Origin of the sequence: Streptosporangium sp. NPDC051022 (assembly GCF_040683035.1) — a bacterium.
Lineage (GTDB): Bacteria > Actinomycetota > Actinomycetes > Streptosporangiales > Streptosporangiaceae > Streptosporangium.
In genome coordinates, this window is record NZ_JBFBCF010000063.1 from 1 (window position 1) to 13,563 (window position 13,563).

A 13,563-nucleotide genomic window follows, 5' to 3' on the forward strand; every position below is an offset into this window, starting at 1 on the left:
GTCATCCGCTCGGCGAAGACCGGTGAGGAGGTGAGCAGTTCACGGCCCATGCCCACCCACTGCGACCCCTGACCAGGAAACACGAAAACCGGGCCGGGGTCGTCCTGGGCGGTGCCGGTGACGAGCGCGGGATGCGTCCCCTCGGCGCCGAGCGCCCGCAGCGCGTCCAGCAGCGTCCGGCGATCGTCCGCCACCACGGCGGCGCGCTCACGGAAAACCGCTCGCCTGGTCAGTGTGCGCGCGACGGTGACGGGGTCGAGTTCCGGCCGGTCCTCGACGTACGCGGCCAGCCGGACGGCCTGCTCGCGCAACACCGCTCTCGTCCTGCCGTACAGGAGGATCGGTACCGGCGACGCCTCGGGTTCGGTGACGTCGTCCGCGGGCACGGCCTCGATGACGACGTGCGCGTTCGTCCCGCTGACACCGAAGGCCGACACCCCGGCCCGCCGGTCGCCCGTGCCGGGCCACGGCACGGGTTCGGTCAGCAGGCGCACCGATCCCCGCGACCAGTCGACGTGCGGTGTGGGCGTGCCGGCGTGCAGGGTGCGCGGCAGCACGCCGTGCCGCATCGCCATCACCATCTTGATCACACCGCCGACACCCGCGGCGGCCTGGGAGTGGCCGATGTTCGACTTCAGCGAGCCCAGCCACAGCGGACGATCACGGTCCTGGCCATAGGTCGCCAGCAGCGCCTGCGCCTCGATCGGATCGCCAAGACGCGTGCCCGTACCGTGCGCCTCGACGACATCCACCTCCGAAGCCGACAGACCGGCACTCGCCAACGCGGCACGGATCACTCGCTGCTGGGCACGTCCGTTGGGTGCGGTCAGACCGTTCGACGCACCGTCCGCGTTGACGGCGCTTCCCCGCAGCAGCGCCAGCACGCGATGGCCGTTGCGACGCGCCTGCGACAGCCGCTCCAGCACGACGACACCGGCCCCCTCCGCCCAGCCCGTGCCGTCGGCATCGGCCGAGAACGCCTTGCACCGGCCGTCCGCCGCCAGAGCGCGCTGCCGCGAGTACTCGACGAACGCCTCGCTCCCGGTCATCACCGTGACGCCGCCGACCAGCGCGAGCGAGCACTCCCCCGACCGCAGCGCCTGCGCCGCTAGGTGCATCGCCACCAGCGACGACGAACACGCCGTGTCCACCGTCAGCGACGGCCCCTCCAGACCGAACGTGTAGGCGATCCGCCCCGACAGCACGCTGGAGACGTTTCCGGTCAGCAGGTAACCCTCGACGTCGTCGGGGACCCGGTCGCCGGAGTGGCCGTAGCCCTGGTATCCGGCGCCGACGAAGACACCGGTCGCCGAGCCCCGCAGCGACGACGGATCGATCCCGCCCCGCTCCAGCGCCTCCCACGACACCTCCAGCAGCAGCCGCTGCTGCGGATCCATCGCCAGCGCCTCACGCGGCGAGATCCCGAAGAACTCCGGGTCGAAGTCCGCCACGCCGTCGACGAATCCGCCCTCACGGACGTAGCTGGTACCCCTGTGGCCGGGATCGGGGTGGTAGGCGAGGTCCCAGCCACGGTCGGCCGGGAACGGCGTCACCGCGTCCACACCGTCGCGCACCAGCGCCCACAACTCCTCCGGCGACCCCACGCCCCCGGGAAACCGGCACCCCATCGCCACGATCGCGACCGGCTCGTCCACCGGCACCACCGGCGACACGACCACCGGCGCCGCGGCCGGGCTGAGCCGCCCGTCGAGCATCTCGGTGAGCGCGAGAACGGTCGGGTGGTCGAAGACGACAGTGGTGGGCAGGTCGAGTCCGGTCTCCGCGGTGAGCCGGTTGCGCAGTTCGACCGCCATGAGCGAGTCGAAGCCCGCGTCACGGAACGGCTGGTCGACGTCGACCGCGCGCGGGTCGCGGTGGCCGAGCACGGCGGCGACGGCCTCGCGCACGATGTCACGCAGTTCCCGTGACCTCTGGAACGTCCCGGCGGTGCCGGACGCCACGGCCGGCGGCGCCATGTCGGCGAAGAACGGGCGGGGACGCGCCGCGGCGAACAGCGGCAGGAACCGGGTCCAGTCGACGTCGGCGACCACGGTCACCGGCTCGTCCCGCGCGAGGGCGACCTCCAGCGCGGCGAGCGCCGCGTCGGGTTCCAACGGCACCAGACCGTGCTCCCTGAGCCGGTCGCCGGCCGCACCGGCGGCCATGCCGGCCCCGGCCCACGGACCCCACGCGACGGACAGAGCCGCCTCGCCACGGGCCGCCCGCTGCGACGCCAAAGCGTCGAGGTGTGCGTTGGCCGCCGCGTACGCGGCCTGGCGTCCGCTGCCCCACACACCCGCCACCGAGGAGAACAGCACGAACGCGTCCAGCGGCGTGCCCGCGAGCAGGTCGGACAGGTGCTCGGCACCGACGACCTTGGCCGCGACGACCTCGTCGAACTCCTCGGCCGTCAACTCGGCCAGCGGCGTGGACCGCTCGATCCCGGCCGCGTGCACGACCGCGTTGACGGGATACCGCGCCAGCACCCGCGCGAGGGCCGCGCGATCGGTGACGTCACAGGCGACGACCACCGGTTCCGCACCGAGTGCGGCGATCTCCTCGGTCAGCTCGGACATCCCGTCGGCGGCGGAACCCCGTCGTCCGACGAGTACGATCCGCTCGGCACCACCCCGGGCCAGCCACCTCGCGACGTGCCGGCCGAGGGCTCCGGTACCGCCGGTGACCAGAACCGTTCCGCGCGGACGCCAACCGTCGGCCGCGGCGGGCGTCGTGTCCCGGACGAGCCGCCGGACGAAGACCTCGCCGCCGCGGACCGCGAACTGGTCCTCGTCGCCGGCGGTGGTGAGCAGGCGGTACAGCAGGTCCGCGACCGTGTCGTCGAGCGTGTCCGGCAGATCCACCAGGCCGCCCCAGTTGTGGGGTTCCTCCAGCGCGGCGACCCGGCCGGCGCCCCAGGTCTGCGCCTGCGCGGGGCTGCCGACGCCTTCCCCGGCCGTGACGGCGACGGCTCCGCGCGTGGCCAGCCAGAGCCTGGCGCCGGTGCCGCGAACCCGCTGGATCAGCCGCAGTGTGCCGGTGAATCCGGTGTCGTCCAGGGCGAGCAGGGACAGGACACCGGCCGCGCCGTGAAGCCGGTCGTCCGGATCGGACTCGGTGAAGGTCGAAACGACGACGCCACGCGCGGCCAGCGCCGTGACGATCGCATCGGCGACCGGGTTCGCGCCGTCTTCCGGTACGGCGACGAGCCACCGGCCGCCGTTCTCACCGGCACCGGGCAGGAGCTGGTGGCGACGCCAGGTGACGCGGTAGCGGTCGGACGCGGGAGCCTGAGGCACGGGGTCGAGCCAGTAGCGTTCGCGTTGGAAGGCGTAGGTGGGCAGCGGAACGCGGCGAGCCCCCGTACCCGAGAACACCGACGGCCAGTCGACCTCCACACCACGGACGAACAACTCCCCCACCGCGGCGAGCAACGACTCCACCTGCGGGCGGTCGGGCCGCTGCGTGGGGATGGCTCCGGTCAGCCCGGACAGGACACCGTCAGGGCCGATCTCGCACAGTACAGAGGCGTTTGACGCTTTGACGCCGTCGGCGAAGCGTACGGTGGCCCGTACATGTTCCACCCAGTAACCGGCCGTGCACACCTGCTCCGGGTCGGCGATCTCGCCCGTCACGTTGGAGATCAGGGTGAGCCGTGGCGGGTGGAACTCCACCCGCTCCATCACCCGGCGGAAGTCCTCCAGCATCGGTTCGGTCAAGGGTGAGTGGAAGGCGTGACCCACCGCCAGGCGGCGCCACCGCTCGAACCGGCCCGCGACCGCCAGGACGTCCTCTTCCGCGCCAGAGACGACCACCGATTCCGGGCCGTTGACCGCAGCGATGGACACCCTGCCCGCCAGCACCGGCCGTACGTCGTCCTCGGACACCGGCAGGGCCACCATCGCGCCCGGCTCCAGCGCCTGCATCAGCCGGGCCCGTTCCGTCACGATCAGACAGGCGTCCTTCAGGGAGAACATCCCGGCGATGTGGGCGGCGGTGATCTCACCCAGCGAATGCCCCATCACCACGTCGGGCCGCAGGCCCCAGGACTCGAGCAACCGGTACAGGGCCACCTCGAAGGCGAACAGCGCGGGCTGCGCGAACTCCGTGCGCGACAGGTCGCCCTCGGCCCACGGCCGCCCCGTGACCTCGTCGAACGCCTGCACGACCGCGTCGAACGCCTCCGCGAACACCGGGAACACCCCGGCCAGCTCACACCCCATGCCCGCCCGCTGCGAACCCTGACCCGCGAACAACACCGCCAGACGTCCGCCGGTGGCCCGCCCGTCCGGTCGAGTCAAGCCGCCGAGCCACTCGGCGAGATCCTCACGAGTCCGAGCGACGGTCGCGGCGCGGTGTTCCAGCGCGGTGCGGGCGGTCGCCAGCGAGAACGCCACATCCGCGACGCCGGTTTCCGGATCGGTGTCAAGGAAGGCGCGGAGCCGCTGAGCCTGGCCCACGAGTGCCTGCGGGGTGTGCCCGGACAGCACCACCGGCACCGGACCCGAGTCCGGCGTCGGCTCGAGCGGTGCCTCCTCCGTCTCCTCGGCCGACTCCAGCACGACATGCGCGTTCGTACCGCTCACCCCGAACGCCGACACACCGGCACGGCGCGGACGCCCCGGATCCGGCCACTCCACCGGCGACGTCAGCAGGCTGACCGCCCCCGACGACCAGTCCACGTGCGGCGTCGGCTCGGCGGCGTGCAAGGTCGGCGGCAGCGTGTGGTGCCGCATCGCCATGACCATCTTGATGATGCCCGCCACACCGGCGGCGGCCTGCGCGTGCCCGATGTTCGACTTGATCGACCCCAGCCACAGCGTCTGGCCGGTGGTGCGGCCCCGGCCATACGTGGCGAGCAGCGCCTCCGCCTCGATCGGGTCGCCCAGCGCGGTTCCCGTGCCGTGCGCCTCCACCACGTCCACGTCCGACGTGGACAGACCGCCGCTGGACAGGGCTGCGCGGATCACCCGCTGCTGGGACGGCCCGCTGGGCGCGGTCAGGCCGTTCGTGGCGCCGTCGGAGTTCACCGCCGACCCGCGCACCACGGCCAGCACCCGGTGCCCCAGCCGCCGCGCGTCCGACAGGCGCTCGACGAGCAGCATGCCCATGCCCTCGGCCCAGCCGGTGCCGTCGGCGCCGGCGGAGAACGGCTTGCACCGGCCGTCGGGGGCGAGCCCCCGCTGGCGGGAGAACTCCACGAACGGCATCGGGGTGGCCATCACGGACACCCCGCCGACCAGCGCCGCGGAGCACTCGTCGCGGTGCAGGGCCTGCACCGCGAGGTGCAGGGCGACCAGGGAGGAGGAGCAGGCGGTGTCCACGGTCAGCGTCGGCCCCTCCAGGCCGAGGGTGTAGGCGATCCGGCCGGAGGCGACGCTGCTCATGCTGCCGTTGCCGAGATATCCCTCGAAGCCGTCCGGCGGATCGCGCCACAGGCGGGAGCCGTAGTCCTCGTAGATCGACCCGACGAAGACGCCGGTCCGGCTGCCGCGCAGGCTCGCCGGATCGATGCCGGCCTGTTCGATCGCCTCCCACGCGCCTTCCAGCAGCAGGCGCTGCTGCGGGTCGACGGCCAGCGCCTCCCGCGGGCTGATGCCGAAGAAGGCGGGGTCGAACTCGGCGGCGTCGTGCAGGAAGCCGCCGTGACGCACGTAGCTGGTGCCGGCGTGGTCCGGATCCGGGTCGTACAGCGCGGCCAGTCCCCAGCCGCGGTCGGTGGGAAAGCCGGTGATGGCGTCCCGGCCGTCGGCCACGAGGTCCCACAGCTGTTCGGGGGTCCGCACGCCACCGGGAAAACGGCAGCTCATGCCGACAATGGCGATCGGCTCGCGTTGCCGGGCCTCCAGCTCCTGCAGGCGCTGCCGGGTCTGCTGCAGCTCGGCCAGCGTGCGCTTGAGGTAGTCCAGGACCTTCTTCTCGTCGTTCATGCCCTGCCGATCTCCCGGTCGATGAGGTCGAGGACCTCGCTGAGCGTCGTGGCCTCCAGCGCGTCGGCCGGAGGGTCGGCCGGTGATGTGTCCCGTAGGGTGCCGCCGACCGCGGCCAGCAAGGCGCGAAGCCGGGCGGCCAGGTCGTCGCGGGTGGCGTCGTCGAGGTCCGCGCCGAGCACCATCTCCTCGACACGGCCCAGCTCGGCCACGGGATCGACCCGGGTCAGCCGCGACCGCAGGAAGTCCGCGAGCGCCGCGGGCGTGGGATGGTCGAACACCAGCGCGGCGGGCAGTCGCAGGCCGGTGGCGGTGGCCAGCCGGTTGCGCAGCTCCACCGAGGTCAACGAGTCGAAACCGAGTTCGGTGAACGGCCGGCGCGGGTCGAGCGCGGCGGGATCGGCGTGGCCGAGCACCCACGCGACGTGCTCCCGCACCAGCCGGTCCACGTCCCGGGGCTCGGCGCTCTGCCGTCCGTCGAGCCGTTGGCGGCCGGCGTCGCGGACGGTCCTGCGCGCCTGCCCGCGCAGCAGCGTCGGGACGTCGCCGCGCAGCGCGGCCGCGTCCAGCCGCAGCGCGGCCACCACCGCTTCGCCGCCGGCCAGCGCCCGGTCGAGCAGGTCCATACCGTCCGCGACGGTGAGGGCGGTCATGCCCGACCGGGCCATCCGGTCGAAGTCGACGGCACGCAGGTCGCCGGTGATCCCACTGGGTACGTCGGACGGCGCCCACAGTCCCCAGTCGACGGACAGCGCGGGCAGGCCCCGGCCGCGCCGGAGCCGGGCGAGGGCGTCCAGTGCCGCGTTGGCGGCGGCGTAGGAGGTCTGCCCGGGGCTGCCGAACAGGCCGGACACCGAGGAGAACAGCACGAACTCGGCGAGGTCCAGCTCGGCGGTCAGCTCGTGCAGGTGCAGCGCGGCATCGGCCTTGGACCGCAGTACCGCCTCGACCCGCTGCCGGTCGAGGGATTCGACGACGCCGTCGTCGGTGAACCCGGCCAGGTGGTAGACGGCCGTCAGCGGCCTGGAGAGCGACGCCACGGCCTCACCGAGCGATGCGCGGTCTCCGGCGTCACACGCGACGACCGTGACCTCGGCCCCCGCCTCGGTCAGCGCCGCCTCGACGGCGGGGTCCAGTTCGGCGCGCCGGCTGACCAGCACCAGGTGCCGGGCCCCGCGTGCGGTGACCAGGTGCCGGGCCAGCGCCGTGCCCAGGGCCCCGGTGCCGCCCGTGACGAGCACGGTTCCGTCCGGGTCCGGCGGCGGCGGGACCGTGAGCACGACCTTGCCGATCTGGCGGGCCTGGCTGAGGTACCGGTACGCCTGGGGTGCGTGCCTGATGTCCCAGGTGGTGACCGGCAGCGGCCTCAGCACACCGCGCTCGCCCAGCGCGACGATCTCGGCGAGGATCTCCGCGATGCGGTCGGGGCCCGCGTCGATCACGTCGAACGCCCGGTACGTCACGCCGGGATGGGCCTGGGCGACCTCGGCCGGGTCCCGTACGTCCGTCTTGCCCATCTCCACGAACCGGCCGCCGTCGGTGAGCAGGCGCAGTGAGGCGTCGACGAACTCGCCCGCGAGGCAGTCGAGCACGACGTCGACCCGGCCCCGGAAGCGCCGCTCGAAGTCCAGCGTCCGGGAGGAGGCGATGTGGTCGTCGTCCAGGCCCGCGGCGCGCAGCGCGTCCCACTTCGCCGGGCTGGCCGTCGCGTACGCCTCCACTCCCCAGTGCCGGGCCAGCTGCAACGCCGCCGATCCGACGCCGCCCGCGCCGGAGTGCACGAGCAGCGACTCCCCGGCCCGGAGCCCCGCGAGGTCGATGAGCGCGTACCACGCGGTGCAGAAGCCGACCGGCACCGACGCGGCCTCCGCGAAGGTCCAGCCGCGCGGGATGGGCACGAGGTAGCGCCGGTCGGTCACCACGGCCGGGCCGCAGGCGCCGGGCATCAGGCCCATCACGCGGTCGCCCGGCGCGAGGCCGGTCACGCCGGGCCCGGTCTCCATGACGACGCCCGCGGCCTCGATGCCCAGCGGGCCGGCCTTGCCCGGGTACATCCCCAGCGCGTTGAGCACGTCGCGGAAGTTGACGCCCGCGGCCCGCACCGACACCCGCACCTCGCCCTCGGCCAGCGGCGCGGCGGCCGCGGGGCTGTCGACGAAGACGAGGTTCTCCAGCGTGCCGCGCTCCGCGACGTCCAGCCGCCAGGTCGCCGAACCGGCGGGCGGCGTCAGCGGGCGCCCGTCGTCCATCCGGGACAGCCGAGGCACGAGGAGCCTGCCGCCGCGCACCGCCACCTGCTCCTCGCCACTGGCCAGGGCGGCCGACAGATCGCCGCTCTCGCTGTCGGCATCGACCAGCCGGAAGCGGCCCGGTCGTTCGAGCTGGGCCGAGCGGACGAATCCCCACACGGCCCCGGCCGCCGGGTCCCGGTCGACGCCGTGCGTGACGACGACGCACGGCTCGTCGCGCCGACACAGTTCCAGCGCGCGGGCGACGGCGGCGTGGACGTCCTCACCGGCGGGGAATCGCACCACGGTGGACTCAGCGGACTCGACGGCCTCAGCCGTGTGCTCGACCCAGTCGAGGCGCATCAGCGGCACCGCGCCCGTCGCGGCGGCGGGCATCGGCCGGAACACCAGGGAGGAGATCTCGGCCACCGGCGTGCCGGACAGGTCGGTGAACACCGCGGTCACCGATTCCGGCGCGGTCCGGGTCAGCTGGACCCGCACGGCGGTGGCACCGGTGGCGAACATGCGGATCCCGTTCCAGGAGAACGGGAGCAGCACCTCACCCACACTGTCGGCCGTCACGGCGAGCGCGTGCATGGCGGCGTCCAGCAGTACCGGGTGCAGGGCGAAACCGCCGGCCTCGCCCGAGGGCAGCGCCACCTCCGCGACCAGGGTGTCCCCGTGTTCCCGTACGGCGCGCAGCGCGCGGAAGTCCGGCCCGTAGTCGTAACCGCGGCCGGCCAGCGTCGCGTAGACGCCGTCGACGTCGTGCTCGGTGCCGCCGGTGGGGATCACGTGGCCGGGGACCGGCCCGTCGCCGGTGGCGACGACGGCGGTGCCGTGACTGGTCCACGGTCCCGACGTGTCGGCCCGGGAGTGCAACCGGACGGTGCGGTGGCCGTCTGCACCGGGTTCGCCGACCGTGACCTGGATGTGCACCGACCCGGACGCCGGGAGCGTCAGCGGCGCCTCCAGGGTGAGCTCCACGACGACGTCACAGCCGGCCATCAGTCCGGCATGGACGACGAGATCGACGAAACCCGTACCGGGGAACAGGGTCCGGCCCGCGACGACGTGGTCGGCGAGCCAGGGCTGCGCTCCGACGCCGATCCGTCCGGTGAGCACCGTACCCGCCCCACCGGCGAACGGGACCGCCTCACCGAGCAGGGGGTGCCCGGCCGGGACGGCCGCCGAGGGGGCCGGGGCGTCCAGCCAGAAGCGCCGCCGCTGGAACGCGTACGTCGGCAGCTCCACCGCACGCGCACCGGTGCCCGCCCGGAACACCTCCCAGTCCACGGGCACGCCGTGGGCGTACAGACGCCCGAGCGCCGACAGCACGCTCTGCCTGTCGTCACGGCCGTGGCGCAGCAGCGGCACGACCAGCGGCTCGCCGCCGGCCAGGCAGTCCTCGACCATCGGCGTCAGTGACGCCGCGCCACCGACCTCGACGTACCGGGTGACCTCCAGCTCGTCCAGGGCGCGGACGCCGTCGGAGAAGCGCACCGCCGAACGGGCGTGCCGGACCCAGTAGTCCGCCGACCGCAGGTCGTCACCGGTCACCGGCTGCCCGGTCACAGTGGACACCACCGCCATCGCGGGCTCGCCGTACTCGATCTCCTCCGCGACCGCGCGGAACTCCTCGAGCACCGGGTCCATCAGCGGCGAGTGGAACGCGTGGCTGACGGTGAGCCGCTTGGTCTCGCGGCCCCGGCCGGCGAACTCCTCGCGCAGGGCGAGCACGGTCTCGGCGGCGCCGGACACCACGACCGAGTCCGGCCCGTTGACCGCGGCGATCGCGATGTCGTCGCGTCCGGCCAGGGCGGCGCGGACCTCGTCCTCGCCGGCACGCACCGCGACCATCGCCCCGCCCGAGGGCAGCCGCTGCATCAGCCGTCCGCGCGCGGCCACCAGGCGGCACGCGTCGGGCAGCGAGAGCACACCGGCCACGTGGGCGGCGGCGATCTCGCCGACGGAGTGGCCGAGGAGGACGTCCGGCACGACGCCCCAGCTCTCGAGCAGCCGGTACAGCGCGACCTCGGTCGCGAACAGCGCCGGCTGCGCGAACTCCGTGCGGTCCAGCGTGCCGTCGTCCGGACCGAAGACCACCTCGTGCAGCGGGCGGGCCGACGGCAGCTGCGCCGCCACCGCGTCGAACGTCTCCGCGTAGACGGGGAACTCGCCGTACAGACGCCTGCCCATTTCGTGCCGCTGCGCTCCCTGGCCCGCGAACAGCACCGCCGTACGGCCTTCGAGCACCGTGCCGACGTCGAGGGGGCCGGTGAGCCGCCGGACGGCGTCGGGCGCGTCCGCGGCGAACACCACGGCACGGTGGTCGAAGGCGGTCCTGGTGTGCGTCAGCGAATGCGAGACATCCCCAAGGCGCAGGTCAGAATGTGCCGTCAGGTGCTCGGCGAGCGCGCGGGCCTGCTCGGCGACTCCGGCGCGGGTGCGGGCGGACACCATCAGCGGCACAGGCAGCGGGACAGCCGGTGGCTCCGTCGGCTGCTCCGTCGGCGGTACGGTCACCGCCACCGGTACCGGTTCGGGCTCCGGGTCGGACACCTGCTCCAGGATCACGTGCGCGTTGGTGCCGCTGACCCCGAAGGAGGAGACTGCGGCGCGGCGGGGACCGTCCCACGGCCGGTTCTCGGTGAGCAGGCGGACGTCGGCCGCCGACCAGTCGATCCGCGTGGACGGCGTGTCCGCGTGCAGGGTGCGCGGCAGCACGCCGTACCGCATCGCCATCACCATCTTGATGACGCCGCCGATTCCGGCGGCGGCCTGGGAGTGGCCGATGTTGGACTTCAGCGAGCCCAGCCACAGCGGACGGTCACGGTCACGGCCGTAGGTCGCCAGCAACGCCGACGCCTCGATCGGGTCGCCAAGACGCGTACCGGTGCCATGCGCCTCGACCGCCTCGACGTCCGACGGGGACAGGCCGGCGCCGGCCAGCGCCCGGCGGATGACCCGCTGCTGGGCCAGGCCGTTGGGCGCGGTCAGCCCGTTGCTCGCGCCGTCGGAGTTGACCGCGCTGCCCGCGACGACCGCCAGCACCCGGTGACCGTTGCGCCTGGCCTGTGACAACCGCTCCAGCACCAGCACGCCCGCGCCCTCCGACCAGCCGGTGCCGTCGGCGTCCTCGGAGAACGCCTTGCAGCGGCCGTCGGCGGCCAGGCCGCGCTGCCGGGAGAACTCGACGAACACATCCGGCGTCGACATCACCGTCACCCCGCCGGCCAGCGCCAGGTCGCATTCACCGTTGCGCAGCGCCTGCACGGCCAGGTGCAGGGCGACCAGGGAGGACGAGCAGGCGGTGTCCACGGTCAGCGTCGGCCCCTCCAGGCCGAGGGTGTAGGCGATCCGGCCGGAGGCGACGCTGGACGCGCTGCCGGTGCCGAGGTACCCCTCCAGATCGCCGGGGCCGGCTCCGAGGCGGGTCCGGTAGTCCTGCTGTACCTGCCCGACGAAGACACCGCTCCGGCTCCCGGCCAGGGACGACGGGTCGACGCCCGCCCGCTCCAGCGCCTCCCACGAGGTCTCCAGCAGTAGCCGCTGCTGCGGGTCCATCGCCAGCGCCTCACGCGGCGAGATCCCGAAGAACTCGGGGTCGAAATCGGCCGCGTCGTACAGGAAGCCGCCGCGCCGGGTGGTCGAGGTGCCGTGGTGGTCCGGATCGGGGTCGTAGAGCGCCTCGACGTCCCAGCCGCGGTCGGCCGGGAAGTCGCCGATGGCGTCGCGACCGGCGAGGACGAGGTCCCACAGCTGCTCGGGGGTCCGCACGCCGCCGGGAAAGCGGCAGCTCATACCGACGATCGCGATCGGGTCGTCCGACACCACGGCCGTCTCGCCGGAGACCGCGACGCCCGCACCGGTGAGGTCGGCGTGGATGCGCTCGGCGAGCGCGGCCGGCGTGGGGTGGTCGAACACCACCGTCGCCGGCAGCGCCAGACCGGTCACGGCGTTGAGCCTTCTGCGCAGGTCGACGGCCATCAGCGAGTCGAAGCCCGCCTCGCGGAACACCTGGGCCGGCCGGACCGCGCTCGCGCCGGCGTGGCCGAGTACCGCCGCGACCTGCGTACGCACCATCCGCAGCAGTTCGTCCCGCGACCACGACCGCACCGGCCCACCGGCCTGGTCGGCGGTCACCGTCGTCGCCAGTTCCCGGAACAGCCCGGTGTCGCGGACGGCGGTGTAGAGCGGCACGAACGTCGACCAGTCGGCGTCGACGACGGCCACCGCCTCCGAGAGTGTCGCCAGGACAGCGATCGCCTCGTCCTCGGGCATCGCCGCGACACCCCGCCGGTCGAACTCCGGCGCGGTGTCGTCGCCCTGCCACGGCCCCCACGCCACGGCCGCCGCGGGGAGCCCCTGTGCGCGACGCCGCTGGACGAGCGCGGTAAGGTACGCGTCCTCGGCCGCCGTGCCGGCCTGGCCGACACCGCCCCAGACCCCGGCCAGCGTCGTGAACAGCACGAACGTGTGCAGCTCCGCGCCTCGGGTCAGGTCGTCGAGGTTGCGTGCGATGGCGACGCGGTCGCCGGTGGCGGCATGGACGACGGTCGTCACCCGGTGTTCGGCGAGGACAGCCGCGAGGGCGTCACGGTCGGCGGCGTCGCAGGCGACGGAGGTGACGCCGGGATCGAGCTCCGGCGCAGGCCGCCCGCCGCGGCTGAGCAGCAGCACCTGGCCGGTCCCGTTGCCGAGCAGCCACCGGGCGGCGGCCCTGCCCCGGCGCCCGGCGCCGACGACCAGCGCGGTACCGCCCGTCGGCCTGGCCACGGCCTGCCCGGACGCGGGCACGAGGCGCGGCACGTACACGCCGCCGGCCCGGATCGCGACCTCGTTCTCCGTCCGGCCGGCCAGTACGGAGGCGAGCCGCCGCAGCACCGGCTCGCTGTCCTCGGCGGGCAGGTCGATCAGGCCGCCGAACCGGGTCAGGCGGTCGAGTCCCAGTGTGCGGCCGACGCCCCAGGTCTGCGCGGCGACCGGGTCGGGCAGGGTGCCGCCCGCCGGTGTCGCCTCACGGGTCAGCAGCCAGATCGGCGCGTCGGCCACCACGGTCGAGGGGTCCACGTCGGGCAGCACGAGCAGCCCGGCCACGTCCGGGCCGGCCGTCTCGTCCGGGCCGAGCAGGACGGCACTGTCGAACACGCCGTCCAGCCAGTGCGCGGACCGGGTCGTCACCACGGCCCAGGTGCCGGCGGGCCGGGCGGGCACCGGTTCGGACACCGGGCGCCAGTCGATCCGGTACCGCCGGCCGTCCGCATCGGACTCGGCGGCGGCCGAGGTCACCGGGCGCGCACGATCGGTGATCCAGAAGCGTTTGCGTTGGAAGGGGTAGGTGGGGAGTTCCGCCGCGGGACCGCCGCCCAGCAGGGTTTCCCAGGCGATCGTGATTCCGGCGGTGT

The 13,563-nt window shown here is 74.0% G+C and carries 2 protein-coding genes; both read right to left on the reverse strand.

What is annotated here, in order from left to right:
• The coding region (locus AB0N02_RS46655; RefSeq protein WP_363961515.1) for a type I polyketide synthase at positions 1-5,927 on the reverse strand (5,927 nt) is incomplete at its 3' end.
• Positions 5,924-13,447, reverse strand: coding sequence for an SDR family NAD(P)-dependent oxidoreductase (locus tag AB0N02_RS46660; RefSeq protein WP_363961517.1), 7,524 nt, complete (start codon positions 13,445-13,447; stop codon positions 5,924-5,926). The genes AB0N02_RS46655 and AB0N02_RS46660, both read right to left, overlap by 4 nt.
• Between the last annotated feature and the right edge of the window lie 116 nt (positions 13,448-13,563).